The sequence below is a fragment of the Pseudomonas sp. GW821-FHT07G10 genome (assembly GCF_059418545.1).
The window spans coordinates 1-19,248 of sequence record NZ_JBWKQB010000023.1; the positions used below are offsets into that span (position 1 = coordinate 1).

Below are 19,248 nucleotides of genomic sequence, written 5' to 3' on the forward strand. Positions count from 1 at the left end.
TCTGTGTACTTCCCCATGAAACACCCCATCGGTTATGTCTAACCTTTGGGGTGCAGTCCAGAGCGTGGGAACGATCAATAGATGCGTTTAAGGCATCAACACTTCAATCGAACCATCGGCCGTCATGCTGACCTGGCTGGTGCCGGGTTCGACTTCCGGGGTCACCGGCGCTGAATCCATGCTGGCGGCTTTCATCATCATCGGTGCGCGCATGTAGGGGCGCGGGTAACCGTTGCTGTTGAGGTTCAGGTTGACGATTTTGTAACCCTTGCCGCCCAGTGCCTCGGTGGCCAGTTGTGCGCGGGCCTTGAAGGCGCCGACGGCTTCTTTGAGCAAGGCGTCTTCGCTGGCCTTGCGGGTCGGGTTGGCGATGGCGAAATCCATGCCGCCCATTTTCAGGTCCGTCAGCAGTTCGCCGGTTAGCCTGGACAGCGCGGCGAAGTCCGGACTTTCCAGGCGCAGTTCGGCACGTTCGCGCCAGCCGGTGATTTTCTGGCCTTTGGTGTCGTAGATCGGGTAGCTGTTGCGGCTGCCCTGACGCAAGGTGATGTCCTTGACCTGACGAGCCTGGCCCAGCGCCTTGTTGATGGTGGTGCTGATGTCGGCGGCGAGTTTGGCCGGGTCGGTATTCTGCTGTTCGCTGTAGAGGGTCACGATCATCAGGTCGCGGGCCACTTCCTGGCTGACTTCGGCGCGCAGGGAAATCTGGTTGTAATGAAGCTCATCGGCGGCCAGGGCCGGCAGGCTGGCGAGGGCGCCAGTGCTTAGGGCAAGTAGGGCAGCGCTGCGGCTGAATGTATGCATGGAAACTCCTTGAGTGCAATCCGCAGGGGCTATGGTCCGAGCCTGCGTGAAACCATCAGACTGTAGCTTCTATTCTCCGGTTCACCTGGTTACAACTTCTATACATCTAAGGCTGATGACGACCGCTTCGCGGTCGATCGCAGGCAAGCCTCGCTCCTAATTGCGCGGTCCCTGCAGGAGCAAGGCTTGCCCGCGAGGCGCCCTGACAGCCGCCGAAGATCCCGACTGGACTGTGGCCGTTTGCCGCAGTTTGCCTGTGGGAGGCGCGGCTTGGTTATACTCATCGCGATCCGCCTGGAGCGCTCATCAGGAGAGCTCATGCTCGCCCCCGTTCAATTGCTTTCCGCCACTCGCCAGAACCTTTGGCGTCTGACTTTTATCCGCACGCTGGTACTGGCCGCCCAAGCCGGTTCGGTGGGGCTCGCCTACTGGTTCGATTTGCTGCCGTTGCCCTGGCTGCAACTGGCGGTGACCCTCGGTTTTTCAATGGTGCTGTGCGCTTTCACCGCCATTCGCCTGCGCACATCGTGGCCGGTGACTGAGCTGGAATACGCCCTTCAACTGGCCTGTGACCTGTTTATCCACAGTGCCTTGCTGTACTTCTCTGGCGGCTCGACCAACCCTTTCGTTTCCTATTACCTGGTGCCGCTGACCATCGCTGCAGTGACCTTGCCTTGGCGTTATTCGGTGGTTCTCTCCGGCATCGCCTTGACGATGTACACTTTGCTGCTGGCGCAGTTCTACCCGCTGGATACCTTCCCGATCGCCCGGGAGAAGATGCAGATCTACGGCATGTGGCTGAGCTTTGCATTGGCAGCGGCGGTGATTACCTTCTTCGCGGCGAGGATGGCCGAGGAACTGCGTCGTCAGGAAGAGTTGCGGGCGATCCGCCGCGAAGAAGGCCTGCGCGATCAACAACTGCTGGCCGTGGCCACGCAAGCCGCCGGTGCCGCCCATGAATTGGGCACGCCGCTGGCGACCATGAGCGTGCTGCTCAAGGAAATGCGTCAGGACCACCACGACCCGTTGCTGCAGGATGATTTGAGCGTGCTCCAGGACCAGGTAAAGCTGTGCAAAGAGACCTTGCAGCAATTGGTCCGCGCCGCTGAAGCCAATCGCCGTTTGGCGGTGGACATGCAAGACGTCACCGACTGGCTCGACGAAGCGCTGAACCGCTGGCACCTGATGCGTCCGGAGGCCAGTTACCGCCTCCAGCGTCTGGGCCAGGGCCCGGTGCCGCGATTGGCGCCGCCGCCGGACCTGACCCAGGCGTTGCTCAATCTGCTGAACAATGCCGCCGATGCCTGCCCCGAAGGCCTGGAAGTGCATCTGGATTGGGACGCCGAAAACCTCACCATCAGTATTCGCGACCACGGCGCCGGCGTGCCGCTGGCGATTGCCGAGCAAATCGGCAAGCCATTTTTTACCACCAAGGGCAAAGGTTTCGGCCTGGGCCTGTTTTTGAGCAAGGCCAGCGTGACACGCGCCGGCGGCTCAGTGAAACTCTATAGTCATGAGGAAGGCGGTACGCTCACCGAGCTGCGCCTGCCCCGTGTCGCCCGAGGAGACGAACATGAGTGACGAGATCCAAGTCGAAGGCGAAGAACTGCCGCATTTATTGCTGGTAGACGATGACGCTACCTTCACCCGCGTCATGGCGCGCGCCATGAACCGCCGCGGTTTTCGCGTGAGCACCGCAGGTTCTGCCGAAGAGGGGCTGACCATCGCCCAGCAGGACATTCCGGACTACGCCGCACTGGATCTGAAAATGGACGGCGACTCGGGATTGGTGCTGCTGCCCAAGCTGCTCGAGCTCGACCCGGAAATGCGCGTGTTGATCCTGACGGGCTATTCGAGCATCGCCACGGCGGTCGAGGCCATCAAGCGCGGCGCCTGCAATTATCTGTGCAAACCGGCGGATGCCGATGACGTGCTGGCAGCTCTGCTTTCCGAGCATGCCGACCTCGACACCCTGGTGCCGGAAAACCCGATGTCGGTGGACCGTCTGCAATGGGAGCACATCCAGCGCGTGCTGACCGAGCACGAAGGCAACATCTCCGCCACTGCCCGCGCCCTGGGCATGCACCGTCGTACCCTGCAGCGCAAACTGCAGAAACGTCCCGTTCGCCGCTGAACGGGCGCTGAACGAATATCTCCAGACTCGCGATAACCCGGGCTGATCATCTATGATCGGCTCGACGCGTGTTCTTTTCCCTATAGAGCCTGAACAATGAATCAGAACGCTGAATATTCTGCGGTCAACGACGCTGTGAGTGGGCAATTCCTGCGGCGGGTCTGGCGCATGACTACGCCGTACTGGCGCAGTGAGGAGAAGGGTAAGGCATGGACGCTGTTAATAGCCGTGATCGCGCTGTCATTGTTCAGCGTGGCGATCTCGGTGTGGATCAACAGTTGGTACAAAGACTTCTATAACGCGCTGCAAAAGAAGGACGATGCGGCGTTCTGGCAGTTGATTCTGTATTTCTGCGGGATCGCCGCAGTGGCTATCCTCGGGGCGGTGTATCGGTTGTATCTGACGCAGATGCTGACCATCCGCTGGCGGGCCTGGCTGACCGAGCATCATTTTGCCCGCTGGCTTGGAAGCAAGAACTACTACCAGTTGGAACAGGGCGGTTATACCGATAACCCGGACCAACGGATTTCCGAAGACCTCAACAGCTTCACCTCCAACACCTTGAGCCTTGGGTTGGGGTTGATCCGGACCGTGGTCAGTCTGGTCTCGTTCTCGATCATTCTCTGGGGCGTGTCGGGTAGTATCGAAGTCTTCGGCTACACCATTCCCGGTTACATGTTCTGGTGCGCGCTGGTGTATGCGGTGGTTGGCAGTTGGCTGACTCATTTGATCGGCCGGCGCCTGATCAGCTTGAACAACCAACAACAACGCTTTGAAGCTGACCTGCGTTTTTCCCTGGTCCGGGTCCGTGAAAATGCCGAGAGCATTGCGCTGTATAACGGCGAACCCAACGAGAACAAACGGCTGAGTACCCGCTTTGGCATGGTCTGGCAGAATTTCTGGGAGATCATGAGGGTGTCAAAACGCCTGACATTCTTCACAGCCGGTTATGGTCAGATTGCTATTATCTTCCCGTTCATCGTCGCGGCACCGCGTTACTTTACCGGCAAGATCGAGCTCGGCGAGCTGATGCAAATCAACTCGGCGTTCGGCAACGTTCAGGAGAACTTCAGCTGGTTCATCACCGCGTACTCCGAGATCGCAGCGTGGCGCGCCACCTGTGACCGGTTGCTGAGCTTTCACCAGGCCATGAGCGAAAACGAAGAGCGGCCGCCGGCAATAGATGTGCAGAGCCAGGGCGATGAGCTGAAAGTGCACAACCTGGGGCTGGACCTGGCCGACGGCCGTCATTTGCTGGCCGGCGCCAACATGAGTGTTGCGGCGGGTGAGCGATTGATGCTCAGCGGCCGTTCCGGTAGCGGCAAAAGTACCTTGCTGCGGGCTATGGGTCACCTCTGGCCCAGCGGCCACGGCAATATCCGCTTGCCGGCCCAGCGCTATCTATTCCTGCCGCAAAAGCCTTATTTGCCGATTGGCAGCCTGCGCGACGCCCTGAGTTATCCACAGCCGGGTGACGTTTATCCTCACGAGCGTTATGTGCAAGTGCTGGAGACCTGCCGTTTACCGCATCTGATCCCGCGTCTGGATGAGAGCAATCACTGGCAGCGCATGTTGTCGCCGGGCGAACAGCAACGCTTGGCCTTTGCCCGCGCGCTGCTCTACGCCCCGCATTGGCTGTACATGGATGAAGCCACTTCGGCGATGGACGAAGAAGACGAAGCGGCGCTTTATCAAGCCTTGATTCATCAGTTGCCGGGCTTGAGTATCGTCAGCGTCGGGCATCGCAGCAGTCTCAAGCGTTTCCACTCACGGCATGTGCGCATCGAGGGTGGTCACTTGGTCGAGCAAGCGGTGACGGCGTAGTCAACAGTGATCGTACAACCCGGTTGAGCTATGATACGGGTTCAGCCGTTTGCCGAGAAAGATGTTCACCATGGAAAACCAGATCGAGGCGCCACGCCTTCCGCGCAAACGTCGCAGCCTTGCGCAAGAGTTGGTGACGGTGTTGTCCGAGCAGATCCGCGACGGTCAGCTGCAGCGCGGTGACAAGCTGCCCACCGAGTCGGCGATCATGGAGGCTCATGGCGTCAGCCGCACCGTGGTGCGCGAAGCGATTTCGCGCTTGCAGGCCGCCGGGCAGGTCGAGACTCGCCACGGTATCGGCACCTTTGTGCTGGACACACCGAGCCCGAGCGGCTTTCGTATCGATCCGGCGACCGTGGTGACCTTGCGTGATGTGTTGGCGATTCTTGAGCTGCGTATCAGCCTGGAAGTGGAGTCTGCCGGCCTCGCGGCGCAACGCCGTAGCGCCGAGCAGTTGGCGGCGATGCGCGCAGCACTGGATGCGCTGAACGAAAGTGCCGCCCGTGCCGGTGATGCGGTAGCGTCGGACTTCCAGTTTCATCTGCAGATCGCACTGGCCACCGGCAATCGTTACTTCACTGACATCATGAACCACCTGGGCACCAGCATCATTCCTCGCACCCGGCTCAACTCCGCGCGTCTGGCCCATGATGACCAGCAGCACTACATGAGCCGTTTGAGTCGTGAACACGAAGAAATTTATGAAGCCATTGCCCGCCAGGACTCGGACGCGGCCCGTGCGGCCATGCGTTTGCACCTGACCAATAGCCGCGAACGTCTGCGCCACGCCCATGAAGAGGCGCAGGCGCAGCAGGGGTAGATGGGGGAGTACAATTTCTGGTTTGAACAATGACCTGTGGCGAGTGGGCTTGCCCTAATGCCGTTCAGTTAAGCGAGCGCAGCTTTTTGTAGGAGCCGAGCTTGCTCGCGATGGACGTTAACGATAACGCGTATTTTCTGAATAGACGTGCCGCCCTTGAGTCCATCGCGAGCAAGCTCGCTCCTACAATAGGGACCTATATTTCCTTAACTGAACGGCATTAGGGCAAGCCCACTCGCCACAGGTGCAGTGCAAGGCTTGAAACTCAGCCGGTCTTTAGAATCGAACGATCCACTCTCATCGCCAGTTGCCCTCCAACTGGCTTGGCCTTGACCCCCCCCCCTTGTCATTCTATGTCGCCCTTGGCAATCGGCACGCCATTGGAAAGCAGTTCCTGCCCAGATCTCAGCATCGACGATGAATTGCAGTTGACGATTATAATTTAAGTTGTACGATGACGTACGACATCAGCCAGGACTGATGTACCTCTTCATCACAACGTGCTTCCCAGGGTGTTCGAATAATGAATCCACAAGAACTGAAGTCCATCCTTTCTTCCGGTCTGCTGTCTTTTCCGGTGACCGATTTCAATGCCCAGGGCGACTTCCATCGTGCTGGCTACATCAAGCGTCTCGAGTGGCTGGCCCCGTATGGCGCCTCGGCCTTGTTTGCGGCGGGTGGTACCGGTGAGTTCTTCTCCCTGGCAGCCAGCGAGTATTCGCAAGTCATCAAGACGGCCGTCGACACCTGCGCCGCCAGTGTGCCGATCCTTGCCGGTGTCGGCGGCTCTACCCGCCAGGCCATCGAATACGCTCAAGAAGCCGAGCGCCTGGGCGCCAAAGGTTTGTTGCTGTTGCCGCATTACCTGACTGAAGCCAGCCAGGACGGCGTCGCCGCCCACGTTGAGGCGGTGTGCAAATCGGTAAAAATCGGCGTGATTGTCTATAACCGCAACGTCTGCCGTCTGACCGCGCCATTGCTGGAACGCCTGGCTGAGCGCTGCCCGAATCTGATCGGCTACAAGGATGGCGTGGGTGATATCGAGTTGATGGTGTCGATCCGTCGTCGCCTCGGCGATCGCTTCAGCTACCTTGGAGGCTTGCCGACCGCAGAGGTCTACGCCGCGGCTTACAAGGCGTTGGGCGTACCGGTTTACTCCTCGGCGGTGTTCAACTTCATTCCGAAAACCGCGATGGATTTCTATCACGCCATCGCCCGTGAAGATCACGCCACCGTCGGCAAAATCATCGATGACTTCTTCCTGCCGTACCTGGATATCCGCAACCGCAAGGCCGGGTACGCGGTGAGCATCGTCAAGGCAGGAGCAAAAATTGCCGGCTACGACGCAGGCCCTGTGCGCACTCCGCTGACTGATCTGCTGCCAGAAGAATACGAAGCACTGGCTGCGCTGATCGACAAGCAAGGTCCGCAGTAAGAATTTTCCTGGGCCGCCGAGCAATCAGCGGCCATCGTGCAAGGAGATTGCTCGTGTCAGATACAAAACGATTCGATAACTACATCGGCGGCCAATGGGTCGCTGGTACCGACTACTCGACCAATATCAATCCGTCCGAGTTGTCCGATGTCATCGGCGAATACGCCAAGGCCGACCTGGCTCAGGTACACGCCGCCATCGACGCCGCCCGTGCCGCGTTCCCGGCCTGGTCGACGTCCGGTATTCAGGCGCGCAGTGATGCGCTGGATAAAGTCGGCAGCGAGATTCTCGCCCGCCGCGAAGAACTCGGCACGCTGCTCGCTCGGGAAGAGGGCAAAACGTTGCCCGAGGCTATTGGCGAAGTGTCCCGCGCCGGCAACATCTTCAAGTTCTTCGCCGGTGAATGCCTGCGTTTGTCGGGCGATTACCTGCCCTCGGTGCGTCCGGGCGTCAACGTTGAAGTCACCCGCGAAGCCCTGGGTGTGGTCGGTCTGATCACGCCGTGGAACTTCCCGATTGCCATTCCAGCCTGGAAGATCGCTCCGGCGTTGGCCTACGGCAATTGCGTGGTGCTCAAACCGGCCGACCTGGTGCCGGGCTGCGCTTGGGCGTTGGCGGAAATCATCTCCCGCGCAGGCTTCCCCGCTGGCGTGTTCAACCTGGTGATGGGCAGCGGTCGAGTGATCGGTGACGCCATGGTCAACAGCCCGAAAGTCGACGGCATCAGCTTCACTGGCTCGGTCGGCGTGGGTCGGCAGATCGCGGTCAGCTGTGTATCGCGCCAGGCTAAAGTGCAACTGGAAATGGGCGGCAAGAACCCGCAGATCATTCTTGACGATGCCGACCTCAAGCAAGCGGTCGAGCTGGCGGTACAGAGCGCGTTCTACTCCACTGGGCAGCGTTGCACCGCCTCGAGCCGTTTTATCGTCACCGCAGGGATTCACGATACATTCGTCGAAGCCATGGCCGAGCGTATGCGCTCGATCAAGGTCGGCCATGCGTTGAAGTCCGGAACCGATATCGGTCCGGTGGTCTCTCAAGCGCAGCTTGAACAGGATCTGAAGTACATCGACATCGGCCAGTCCGAAGGTGCGCGACTGGTCAGTGGCGGTGGCCTGGTGACCTGCGATACCGAAGGCTACTTCCTCGCACCGACGCTGTTTGCCGACAGCTCGGCCCAGATGCGCATCAGCCGTGAAGAGATCTTCGGCCCGGTGGCCAATATCGTTCGTGTAGCGGATTACGAGGCAGCGCTGGCCATGGCCAACGACACCGAATTCGGTCTGTCGGCGGGCATCGCCACTACCTCGCTGAAGTACGCCAACCACTTCAAGCGCCACTCCCAGGCCGGGATGGTGATGGTCAATTTGCCGACCGCCGGCGTTGATTACCATGTGCCGTTTGGTGGTCGAAAAGGTTCATCCTATGGTTCTCGCGAGCAAGGTCGCTATGCGCAGGAGTTCTACACCGTTGTAAAAACCAGCTACGTCGGTTCGTAACACGCACCACCCTGTAGGAGCAGCCGGTCGACGCTCGATTGCTCGCGATGCACTCGAAATTACCGCGGTATTCCTGATGCCCCGCGTTATCGTTGACGACCATCGCGAGCAATCGAGCGTCGACCGGCTGCTCCTACAGAAATCAAAAATCATTACCCGCAAAAAAAATAATTAGTGGGAGTACATCTACATGCAAGCGACCAAGCCGACGCATGTCCGCTATTTGATTTTGCTCATGCTGTTTCTGGTGACCACAATCAACTACGCCGACCGCGCAACCATCGCCATCGCAGGCTCCAGTCTGCAAAAAGACCTTGGCATCGACGCCGTCACCCTCGGCTATATCTTCTCCGCATTTGGCTGGGCCTACGTGGCCGGGCAAATCCCCGGCGGCTGGCTGCTCGACCGTTTCGGTTCGAAAAAAGTCTATGCCCTGAGCATTTTCACCTGGTCGCTGTTCACCGTGCTGCAAGGCTATGTGGGTGAGATCGGTGTATCCACCGCCATCGTCGCATTGTTCATGCTGCGCTTTCTGGTGGGCCTGGCCGAAGCGCCATCCTTCCCCGGTAATGCGCGCATCGTTGCGGCCTGGTTTCCGACTGCAGAGCGCGGAACGGCGTCGGCGATCTTCAACTCGGCGCAATACTTTGCCACGGTGATCTTCGCCCCGCTGATGGGCTGGATCGTCTACCGCTTCGGCTGGCAGCATGTGTTCGTGGTAATGGGCGCAATCGGCATTGTGTTCTCGCTGGTCTGGCTGAAAGTTATCCACAGCCCGCGCCAGCATCCGATGATAAACGACGCCGAGTTCAAACACATCGCCGATAACGGCGGCCTGGTCGACATGGATCAGGACAAAGGCAAGGGCAAGCGCACCGACGGTCCAAAATGGGACTACGTGCGTCAGTTGCTCAGCAACCGGATGATGCTCGGCGTGTACCTGGGCCAATACTGCATCAACGGTATCACCTACTTCTTCCTGACCTGGTTCCCGGTGTACCTGGTTCAGGAGCGCGGCATGACCATTTTGAAGGCGGGGTTCATCGCTTCTTTGCCGGCCATCTGCGGTTTTATCGGCGGCGTATTGGGCGGGATTATTTCCGACTACCTACTGCGCAAAGGTCATTCCCTGACCTTCGCCCGCAAGGCACCGATTATTGGCGGTTTGCTGTTATCCACCAGCATCGTGGCCTGCAACTACGTCGATATCGAGTGGATGGTGGTGGGTTTCATGGCCCTGGCGTTCTTCGGTAAAGGTGTTGGCGCGCTCGGTTGGGCGGTGGTGTCCGATACCTCGCCGAAACAGATTGCCGGCCTCAGTGGTGGCCTGTTCAACATGTTCGGCAACATCGCTTCGATTACCACGCCGATCGTGATCGGCTACATCATCAGCTCTACCGGTTCATTCAAATGGGCGCTGGTGTTTGTCGGTTGCAATGCGCTGGTGGCGGTCTTCAGTTATCTGGTGATCGTCGGCCCGATCAAACGCGTGGTGCTCAAGGAGCCGCCGAGTGCCGGCCCGGAACTTAATAAATTTTCTCAAGCTCATTCCTGAGGAGCGGCGTCATGCAGTTGATTGAACATTCCGACTCGCCGCGCTACATCCGTCTGCACGAGCTGGATAATGTAGTGATCGTGGTCAACGACCAGGGTGTGCCGGCCGGTACCGAGTTCCCGGACGGCCTGGTGACTGTGGATTTCGTCCCGCAAAGCCACAAGGTGACGCTGGAAGATATTCCCGAAGGCGGCCAGGTGATTCGTTACGGTCAGACCATCGGTTACGCCTTGCAGCCGATCCCGCGTGGCAGCTGGGTCAAGGAAGATCAACTGCGCATGCCCACCGCGCCGCCGCTGGACAGTTTGCCGCTGTCCACCGAGGTGCCGGCCGCACAAGCACCACTGCAAGGCTTCACGTTCGAGGGGTATCGCAATGCCGACGGCACTGTTGGCACGCGCAATATTCTGGGTATCACCACCACCGTGCAGTGTGTGACCGGTGTGCTGAATCATGCGGTCAAGCGTATACGCGACGAGCTGCTGCCCAAGTACCCGCATGTCGATGATGTGGTGGCGCTGACCCACAGCTACGGCTGCGGTGTGGCGATTACCGCCACCGATGCCTACATCCCGATCCGCACCGTGCGCAATCTGGCGCGCAACCCGAATCTGGGCGGCGAAGCGCTGGTCATCAGTCTGGGTTGCGAGAAGTTGCAGGCCGGCCAGGTGATGCATGAGAACGACAGCTCGGTGGACCTCAGTGAGCCGTGGTTGTATCGCTTGCAGGACTCCAGCCACGGTTTCACCGAGATGATCGAACAGATCATGGCGCTGGCCGAAACCCGTTTGAAGAAACTCGACCAGCGCCGTCGCGAAACCGTGCCGGCGTCCGAATTGATTCTCGGCATGCAGTGCGGCGGCAGTGATGCGTTTTCCGGGATCACCGCCAACCCGGCGCTCGGTTATGCCTCGGACTTGCTGTTAAGAGCGGGTGCGACGGTGATGTTTTCCGAAGTGACCGAAGTGCGCGATGCCATCTACTTGCTGACCTCGCGCGCCGAAACCGAGGAGGTGGCGCAGGAGTTGGTGCGCGAGATGGACTGGTACGACCGTTACCTGGCCAAGGGTGAAGCCGATCGCAGCGCCAATACCACGCCGGGCAACAAGAAGGGCGGGTTGTCGAATATCGTCGAGAAGTCGTTGGGCTCCATCGTCAAATCCGGCAGCAGCGCGATTAACGGCGTGCTTGGTCCGGGCGAACGCTTCAAGCGTAAAGGCCTGATCTTCTGCGCGACGCCGGCGAGTGATTTTGTCTGTGGCACCCTGCAACTGGCGGCCGGGATGAACCTGCATGTGTTCACCACCGGGCGGGGTACGCCTTATGGCCTGGCTATGGCACCGGTGGTGAAGGTCTCGACCCGTACCGAACTGGCCCAGCGCTGGCCGGACCTGATCGACATCGATGCCGGGCGCATTGCCACCGGCCGCGCCAGCATCGAAGAGCTGGGTTGGGAGCTGTTCCACTTCTACCTGGACGTCGCCAGCGGCAAGAAACAGACCTGGGCCGAGAAGCACAAATTGCACAACGACATCACGCTGTTCAATCCGGCGCCGATTACCTGACCTTATGATTATTCCCACGCTCGCGCGTGGGAACGATCCTGGATTGCGATGCGGCTTATCTGTCGCTGCTGGCTTATCATTAGCCCCCTAATGACAGGCACAAGGTTCACCAGGCATGCTGGCAATCTTTCTCGAAACACTGAATATCACCGCGCCAGTGTTTGCCATGTTGTTTTTGGGGGTGTTGCTCAAACGCATCGGCTGGATCGACGACAATTTTATCCACACCGCGTCGGCACTGGTGTTCAACGTCACCATGCCGGCGTTGTTGTTTCTCGGCATCCTGCATGCCGATCTGCATTCGGCGTTGCAGCCATCATTGCTGATCTATTTCGCCATCGCCACGTTGGTCGGTTTTGCCATTGCCTGGGGTTGGGCGATCTGGCGTTGCCCGCAGGAAGACCGTGGGATCTACGCCCAGGGCGCGTTTCGTGGCAACAACGGCGTTATTGGTCTGGCCTTGGCAGCGAGTATGTATGGCAGCTACGGGATTTCTCTCGGGGCGATTCTCGCGGGGCTGGTGATTGTGTTCTACAACACCCTCTCGACCATTGTGCTGGCGGTCTACAGTCCGGTCATCAAGTCTGATCCATGGAGCGTCTGCAAAAGCGTGTTCAGCAACCCGCTGATCATCAGCGTGTTTTCCGCGGCGCCGTTCGCCTATTTCCGGATAGGCCTGCCCAACTGGCTGGAAACCTCCGGCGGGTATCTGGCGCAGACGACTTTGCCACTGGCACTGATTTGCATCGGTGGCACGCTGTCGCTGGCGGCGTTGCGCAAAAGTGGTGAGCTGGCGTTGAGCGCAAGCCTGGTGAAGATGATTGGTTTGCCGGTGCTGGCTACATCTGGGGCCTGGCTCTGCGGCTTTCGCGGGGCGGAGTTGGGGATTCTGTTTCTGTACTTCGGCAGCCCGACTGCCGCCGCCAGTTTCGTCATGGCCCGACAGGCCAACGGCAATCACGAATTGGCGGCAGCGATCATTGTGATCACCACGCTGATGGCGGCGGTGACCACCAACATCGGGATATTTCTGTTGCAGTGGGGTGGGTGGATCTAGTGGCCTGTGTGGCTAGTTCTGTTAGTCAACTTCGGCGCCAGCAGCCCATATCCTGCGTTGCTGTTCCTCGCCATAGCGGGCTATGACTCGTCACAGCGCCTTGGCTCTGGGCCGCCGGCATCCGAATTTGAGCTAACGAACTAGCCACACAGGCCACTAGACCCCTAATACCCCATGCCAGTGCGCGAGTCAGGCCAGCAAATCTTCATAAAATGCCCCAAACGGACGAGTAGGGTGGGCGATCTGGATTTCCAGAATCCACAGGCCAACATCGGGGCAGGCTTCGAAATTTCCCAGATCCCCGGCGCGATAGATGGCGTGGGGGAAATCACTGACGCGATGGCCTTTGATGTCCAGGTTCAGTACCCATCCCATGGCCGTTGCCTGCGCCTCGGCGTAGCGATACAGCTCAGGCCCGGCTACCTGATGGGTTCGCCAATAGTCGTGAACCTGATCAAACAGGGTTTTGGCAGCCGTGGCGCAAGCGCGCATCTCTGGATCGTTGCCGGTGGTGAAGGTTGCGCCGCAGTCCCCCTCATGCTGATCCCAGACCACGCCCAGGTCGATAAAGAAAATATCGTTGTCACCCAGTGCCGGATCGCCTTCGGAGCGCTGTTTGAATGTTTTTAAAGTGTTTTCGCCGAAACGGATCAGCAGTGGGTGCCAGATGCGGTCCATGCCCAGTTCTTGCAAAACCTCCAGGCCCAGCGCTTTGGCTTCGGATTCAAGCATGCCGGGCTTGATGCGTCTGGCCATCTCTTCGATGGCTTCCCAGGTCTTGCGTTTGGCGTGGCGCATGCCTTCCAGGCTATAGGCCAGGCCAACGGCTTCTTTGTTTATGGCGGTCATCGATCAGGTCTCGGTAAGGGGGTTTTGTGATCTTCGTTGTATATAAATATATATAGCGGTGTCGTTGGGCAGGATGCAATCGTTGCGTGAGGTGGCGATCAAAAAGTTGAAGTCTGAAACTAAAAACGGCGTGAACATGGCGTCTCGGTCTCGCGGCCTTATAATGGACACCTTTGCGTAAATCAGCAGGCTGTAAGTCCTTGGCAAATATAGATAACGCGGCCGCCGAAATGGCGGCCGCAGGCTTTTTCAGAATCGCTTTGGGTGTTGAATACAAAGGTTCGCGTTATTGCGGCTGGCAGCGTCAGGCTTCCGGCGTTTTGACGGTGCAGGAAACCCTTGAAAATGCCTTGTCCAAAGTCGCCGACTCTCCGGTATCGCTGATGTGTGCCGGCCGTACCGACGCCGGCGTGCATGCCTGCGGGCAAGTAGTGCATTTTGATACACAGGCCGAACGCTCGATGAAGGCCTGGGTCATGGGGGCCAACATCAATCTGCCCCACGATATCAGCGTGAGCTGGGCCAAGGTCATGCCTGCCGATTTCCATGCACGCTTCAAGGCGATTGCCCGGCGCTACCGTTATGTGATTTACAACGATCAGATTCGCCCGGCGCATTTGAATCAGGAAATTACCTGGAACCATCGCCCGCTGGATGTACAGCGTATGGCCGAAGCCGCCGAGCATCTGGTCGGGACTCACGATTTCAGTGCGTTTCGCGCCGGTCAGTGCCAGGCCAAGTCACCGATCAAGAAGCTCCATCACCTGCGTGTGACCCAGCACGGCAAGATGATCGTGCTGGATATCCGTGCCGGTTCATTTCTGCATCATATGGTGCGTAATATCGCTGGGGTGCTGATGACCATCGGCGCCGGTGAGCGGCCGGTGGAGTGGGCCAGGGAAGTGCTCGAAAGCCGTATTCGTCGAACCGGTGGCGTGACCGCCCATCCGTACGGGCTGTATCTGGTACAGGTTGAGTACCACGACGAGTTCCAATTGCCCGAGCGTTTCATTGGCCCGCATTTCCTGACTGGCTTCTCGGAACTTGACGGCTGACGCCCGGAAAAGCATTTGTTACCATCCGGGACTTTCTCGGATCAGCCCTGAGGTTCAAACGACATGTCAGCCGTTCGCAGCAAGATTTGCGGGATTACCCGCATAGAAGACGCCTTGGCAGCCGTCGACGCCGGGGCGGATGCGATTGGTTTTGTGTTTTACGCCAAAAGCCCTCGGGCGGTGAATGTGCAGCAGGCGCGGGCGATCATTGCGGCGTTGCCGCCATTCGTGACCACTGTCGGTTTGTTCGTCAATGCCAGTCGTTGCGAGCTGGGCGAGATTCTCGATGCCGTGCCGCTGGACCTGCTGCAGTTTCATGGCGACGAAACGCCGTCCGATTGCGAGGGTTATCACCGGCCCTACATCAAGGCGCTGCGGGTCAAGGCAGGCGATGACATCGCTGCCAGGTGCGAGGCTTATGCGGGTGCCAGCGGGATATTGCTGGATACCTATGTCGAAGGCGTTCCTGGAGGTACCGGAGAAGCGTTCGACTGGTCATTGGTGCCACAGGGCCTGAGCAAGCCGATCATCCTCGCCGGAGGTCTGTCGGCGACGAATGTGGCTGAGGCCATCGCCCGGGTCCATCCGTATGCGGTGGACGTCAGTGGCGGGGTGGAGCAGAGCAAAGGCATCAAGGATCACGCAAAGATTCGTGCGTTTATTCAGGCCGTACGTAGCAGCAGCTAGCCGATGTGACGGCTGGCAGTCTGCCGCCGTCCATAACACCACTGTACAAAACAGGCTTGGCACCGTCCCTGGACGGGCCGAAATTAAAGTGGCAGCCGCTCTGGAGCGGCTGCCGGGATGGCTGAGGATTTGTTCGGTTACACGCAGGTCAAGCCTCGCGCTGACCGCGGTAACCAACGGATCATCGCCGCACACATGAATTTAGCTCAAGGGCATGCGCGGGGCTGCGAACGTCAAATGTTCGGGTCGCCGGTACTGGAGAAAGAAAGCATGAGCAACTGGTTAGTAGACAAACTGATCCCTTCGATCATGCGTTCCGAGGTGAAGAAAAGTTCGGTGCCTGAAGGTTTGTGGCACAAATGCCCGTCCTGCGACGCCGTGCTGTATCGTCCGGAGCTGGAAAAGACCCTGGATGTTTGCCCCAAGTGCAACCACCACATGCGTATTGACGCCCGCGCTCGTATCAATATCTTCCTCGATGCTGAAGGTCGTGCCGAACTGGGTGCTGACCTGGAGCCAGTGGATCGTCTGAAATTTCGCGACGGCAAAAAGTACAAGGATCGTCTGACCGCGGCCCAGAAGCAGACCGGCGAGAAAGACGCGCTGATCTCCATGAGCGGTACTCTGCTGGGTATGCCTGTGGTGGTCTCGGCGTTCGAGTTCTCCTTCATGGGTGGCTCGATGGGCGCCATCGTTGGTGAGCGTTTTGTTCGTGCCGCCAACTATGCGCTGGAAAACCGCTGCCCGATGATCTGCTTTGCTGCTTCCGGCGGTGCGCGGATGCAGGAAGCGCTGATTTCTCTGATGCAAATGGCCAAGACCTCGGCGGTTCTGGCGCGTCTGCGTGAAGAAGGTCTTCCGTTTATCTCCGTTCTTACCGACCCGGTCTATGGTGGGGTTTCCGCCAGTCTGGCGATGCTCGGTGACGTCATCGTCGCTGAGCCCAAGGCCCTGATCGGCTTCGCCGGCCCGCGTGTGATCGAGCAGACCGTGCGTGAAAAACTGCCGGAAGGCTTCCAGCGCAGTGAGTTCCTGCTGGAGCACGGCGCCATCGACATGATCATTGCTCGTCAGGAGCTGCGCCCGCGTCTGGGTAACCTGCTGGCGCAAATGATGGGCCTGCCGACGCCGGTATTCATTGCCGCTCCGGTCGAGTCGATCGCGATCCCTCCGGTGCCTGCAAACCTATGATCGAACGTACCCTTGGCGACTGGCTCGCCTACCTTGAGCAATTACATCCGTCGGCCATCGACATGGGGCTGGAGCGCTCGCAAGAGGTAGCGTCCCGGATGGGGCTGGGCAAGCCGGGGCCTCGGGTGATCACGGTTACGGGTACCAACGGCAAAGGTTCTACCTGTGCGTTCGTGGCTTCCTTGCTGCGAGCGCAGGGACTCAAGGTCGGCGTCTACAATTCGCCGCATCTGCTGCGCTACAACGAGCGGGTGCAGGTCAATGGCGTCGAAGCCACTGACGCTGAACTGTGCGAGGCCTTCGTGGCGGTCGAGTCCGGTCGCCGCGAAATCTCCCTGACTTATTTCGAGATGGGCACCCTGGCGGCGTTCTGGCTGTTCCAGCGTGCCGGTCTCGATGCCGTGGTGCTGGAAGTCGGTCTGGGTGGTCGTCTGGATGCGGTCAATCTGATCGATGCCGACCTGGCACTGGTCACCAGCATCGGCGTCGATCACGCTGACTGGCTGGGTAATACCCGTGAGTCGGTGGCTTTCGAAAAGGCCGGCATATTCCGTCAGGGCGTGCCTGCGCTCTGCGGCGATCTCAATCCTCCTCAACCCTTGCTGGACAAAGCGCGCGAGCTGAGTTGCCCGTTTTTCCTGCGTGGTCGCGATTTCGATCTGGGTATCACCGAGCATAACTGGCAGTGGCGCGGCCTGGATGCGCAAGGTGGTGTTGTCGAGTTGCATGATTTGCCTCTGCTCGATCTGCCGATGGAAAACGCGGCGCTGGCGTTGCAGGCTTACCTGTTGCTCGGTTTGCCATGGCAGGCGAAGCAAATTGTCGAGGCGCTGAAAGCCACTCAGGTGGTTGGTCGCCTCGATCGGCGTCAGTTTGATTGGCACGGCAAGCGTCTGAATGTGCTGCTGGATGTGGGACACAACCCGCATGCAGCGGAGTATCTGGCCCATCGCCTGGCTCGCCGCCCTCTGGCAGGCAGGCGTCTGGCGGTGTTTGGTTTGCTGGCTGACAAGGACCTCGATGGAGTTCTTGCGCAGTTGAGTGGTAGTGTCCAGCAGTGGGCTGTTGCTCCGCTGGATTCTGCGCGCAGTCGCCCGGTCGAAGATCTGCAGGCGGCCTTGCAGAACCTTGGTGCGTCGGTGACGTCCTACGAAAGTGTCGCTGCCGCGCTGGAAGGGCAGTGTGCCCAAGCGGCGGCCGAGGATGAAATTCTGTTGTTTGGATCATTTTATTGTGTTGCCGAGGCGCTCCAATGGTTAGCCCGGCGCTCCACGGAGGAGGCTGCAAATGGCTTTGCTGGATAACGTTTACAAGCAGCGTATGGTCGGAGCACTGGTCCTGGTGGCGTTGGCGGTAATCTTCTTGCCGATGCTGTTTTCCCGTCAGGATGAGCAGCGTCAGATAATCGTTGACGCCCCGGCCAAGCCTCAAGCGCCTGCGGTGCAGCAAGTTCAGGTTGAGCCAGTGGTCGTGCCTGAACCGCAAAGCCTGCCGCAAGAGCCGGTTCCCAGTGATGACGAGATCGCTGATCAGGAGGTGCCGGCCAAGCCGGTCGCGCCGATGACTCCAGTCCCGGCGCCGGTCGTAGCCAGCAAGCCTGTAGCCCCCGCGCCGGTACCAAAACCTGCAGCAGCCCAGCCTGTTGCACCGGCGCCGAGCAAACCCGATGTGAGCCAAAGTCGCGTCGATGCCAATGGTCTGTCAGTCAGCTGGTCGGTTCAATTGGCCAGCCTGTCCAGTCGGGAAAGTGCCGAGAGCTTGCAGAAATCCCTGCGCAGCCAGGGTTACAACGCCTATATCCGTTCTGCAGATGGCAAGAACCGGGTGTTCGTCGGGCCGCTGATCGAGCGCGCTGAAGCCGATCGTCTGCGCGACTTGCTGGGTCGTCAGCAGAACCTCAAGGGTTTTGTGGTGCGTTTCCAGCCTGAGCGCGGCTGAAGCCACGTTGCTCGTAGCAGCTGGCGCAGCCTGCGTCCGGCTGCGCAGCAGTCGTAAGCCCGGCTTGCGCGGTTTGCCTGAATGACCGAGATGCCTGGTATTGCGACTGCTGAGCAGCTGGACGCAACCTTCGCCAGCGGCTACGCAGGTCGTGTTATCGGCTGACGCTATCTCATTGATTTGAAATGCACTGACAATCGCAGCTTACCGACAGCCATGGGCTCTGCTAAAATGCGCCGCCTTATCCGTCTGTAGGCTGCACTGTGCTATTTACCTGGGTTGACTGGGCGATCGTTGCAATCGTCGCCATCTCCGCTTTGATCAGTTTGAGTCGCGGCTTCGTCAAAGAAGCACTGTCGCTGCTCACCTGGATCATCGCAGGAATCGTAGCCTGGATGTTTGGTGGCTCATTGTCCCAGTACCTCGCCGGATACATCGAAACACCTTCGGCACGCGTGATCGCGGGCTGTGCCATCATGTTTGTCGCCACCTTAATGGTGGGCGCAATGATCAATTACCTTATCAGCGAACTGGTTCGCGTCACCGGCCTGTCCGGGACCGATCGTTTTCTCGGCATGGCCTTCGGCGCGGCGCGTGGCGCGCTGCTGGTGGTCACCGCCGTCGGGCTCTTGAGTCTGGGCCCGGTACAGCAGGATAAGTGGTGGCAGGAGTCAAGGCTCGTACCACAATTTCTATTGGTTGCAGATTGGTCCAAAAACCTCATATTAGGGTGGAGCAGTCAGTGGCTGGCCAGCGGTATCAGCGTACCCGCTGACATACCGTTCAAGGAGCATCTCTTGCCGACGGCCAAAACGCCGCAGTGAGAAGTGTTCAG

Annotated in this window: 17 protein-coding genes; 15 read left to right on the forward strand and 2 right to left on the reverse strand. The window is 59.1% G+C overall.

Annotated elements, in window-relative coordinates:
• Positions 1-87 precede the first annotated feature (87 nt).
• A complete protein-coding gene (locus AC07O1_RS22200; RefSeq protein WP_494995213.1) occupies positions 88-804 on the reverse strand; it encodes an SIMPL domain-containing protein in 717 nt (238 codons plus the stop codon).
• A 318-nt stretch (positions 805-1,122) separates the two neighbouring features.
• Here AC07O1_RS22200 and AC07O1_RS22205 point away from each other — a divergent pair, with 318 nt between their 5' ends.
• The 9 genes from AC07O1_RS22205 (at position 1,123) to AC07O1_RS22245 (ending at position 12,693) form a co-directional block, all read left to right on the forward strand.
• Positions 1,123-2,385, forward strand: a complete 1,263-nt coding sequence (locus AC07O1_RS22205; protein ID WP_495023338.1) for an ATP-binding protein — start codon at positions 1,123-1,125, stop codon at positions 2,383-2,385.
• Positions 2,378-2,938 carry a response regulator transcription factor gene (locus AC07O1_RS22210; RefSeq protein ID WP_494995211.1) on the forward strand — a complete coding sequence of 187 codons (561 nt, stop codon included), beginning with the start codon at positions 2,378-2,380 and terminating at the stop codon, positions 2,936-2,938. Before AC07O1_RS22205 ends, AC07O1_RS22210 begins: the two co-directional genes overlap by 8 nt.
• Positions 2,939-3,034: 96 nt before the next feature.
• On the forward strand, positions 3,035-4,762 hold the full coding sequence (locus tag AC07O1_RS22215; RefSeq protein ID WP_495090132.1) for an ABC transporter ATP-binding protein/permease: 1,728 nt from the start codon (positions 3,035-3,037) through the stop codon (positions 4,760-4,762).
• A 70-nt stretch (positions 4,763-4,832) separates the two neighbouring features.
• Positions 4,833-5,582, forward strand: coding sequence for a FadR/GntR family transcriptional regulator (locus tag AC07O1_RS22220; protein ID WP_495090133.1), 750 nt, complete (start codon positions 4,833-4,835; stop codon positions 5,580-5,582).
• Between the two features lie 523 nt (positions 5,583-6,105).
• The gene (gene kdgD, locus AC07O1_RS22225; RefSeq protein WP_494995208.1) at positions 6,106-7,017 is read left to right on the forward strand and encodes a 5-dehydro-4-deoxyglucarate dehydratase; all 912 of its coding nucleotides are present in this window, start codon (positions 6,106-6,108) and stop codon (positions 7,015-7,017) included.
• A 53-nt stretch (positions 7,018-7,070) separates the two neighbouring features.
• Entirely contained in the window at positions 7,071-8,516 is a 1,446-nt protein-coding gene (locus AC07O1_RS22230; protein WP_494995207.1) for an aldehyde dehydrogenase family protein, read from the forward strand.
• 190 nt (positions 8,517-8,706) lie between these two features.
• A complete protein-coding gene (locus AC07O1_RS22235) occupies positions 8,707-10,071 on the forward strand; it encodes an MFS transporter (RefSeq protein ID WP_495090134.1) in 1,365 nt (454 codons plus the stop codon).
• Between the two features lie 11 nt (positions 10,072-10,082).
• Positions 10,083-11,636: a galactarate dehydratase gene (gene garD, locus AC07O1_RS22240; RefSeq protein WP_494995205.1), complete on the forward strand. Its 1,554-nt coding sequence runs from the start codon at positions 10,083-10,085 to the stop codon at positions 11,634-11,636.
• Positions 11,637-11,751: 115 nt separating this feature from the next.
• Complete coding sequence (locus AC07O1_RS22245; RefSeq protein WP_494995204.1) at positions 11,752-12,693, forward strand: AEC family transporter; 942 nt, start codon at positions 11,752-11,754, stop codon at positions 12,691-12,693.
• A 189-nt stretch (positions 12,694-12,882) separates the two neighbouring features.
• Here AC07O1_RS22245 and AC07O1_RS22250 read toward each other — a convergent pair whose 3' ends face one another.
• Positions 12,883-13,542: a M24 family metallopeptidase gene (locus AC07O1_RS22250; protein ID WP_495090135.1), complete on the reverse strand. Its 660-nt coding sequence runs from the start codon at positions 13,540-13,542 to the stop codon at positions 12,883-12,885.
• A gap of 230 nt (positions 13,543-13,772) precedes the next feature.
• Between AC07O1_RS22250 and truA the strand changes: the two genes are divergently transcribed.
• From truA to AC07O1_RS22280, 6 genes are all read left to right on the forward strand, one after another.
• Complete coding sequence (truA, locus tag AC07O1_RS22255; protein WP_495090193.1) at positions 13,773-14,597, forward strand: tRNA pseudouridine(38-40) synthase TruA; 825 nt, start codon at positions 13,773-13,775, stop codon at positions 14,595-14,597.
• A gap of 63 nt (positions 14,598-14,660) precedes the next feature.
• Positions 14,661-15,284 (forward strand): phosphoribosylanthranilate isomerase, encoded by a 624-nt coding sequence (locus tag AC07O1_RS22260; protein ID WP_495090136.1) that lies wholly within the window; start codon positions 14,661-14,663, stop codon positions 15,282-15,284.
• Between the two features lie 270 nt (positions 15,285-15,554).
• Complete coding sequence (accD, locus tag AC07O1_RS22265; protein WP_494994692.1) at positions 15,555-16,475, forward strand: acetyl-CoA carboxylase, carboxyltransferase subunit beta; 921 nt, start codon at positions 15,555-15,557, stop codon at positions 16,473-16,475.
• The gene (gene folC / locus AC07O1_RS22270) at positions 16,472-17,779 is read left to right on the forward strand and encodes a bifunctional tetrahydrofolate synthase/dihydrofolate synthase (protein WP_495090137.1); all 1,308 of its coding nucleotides are present in this window, start codon (positions 16,472-16,474) and stop codon (positions 17,777-17,779) included. The genes accD and folC overlap by 4 nt, the downstream gene beginning before the upstream one ends.
• On the forward strand, positions 17,763-18,413 hold the full coding sequence (locus AC07O1_RS22275) for an SPOR domain-containing protein (RefSeq protein WP_495090138.1): 651 nt from the start codon (positions 17,763-17,765) through the stop codon (positions 18,411-18,413). The genes folC and AC07O1_RS22275 overlap by 17 nt, the downstream gene beginning before the upstream one ends.
• A 263-nt stretch (positions 18,414-18,676) precedes the next feature.
• Complete coding sequence (locus AC07O1_RS22280; protein WP_495090139.1) at positions 18,677-19,237, forward strand: CvpA family protein; 561 nt, start codon at positions 18,677-18,679, stop codon at positions 19,235-19,237.
• Positions 19,238-19,248: the final 11 nt, after the last annotated feature.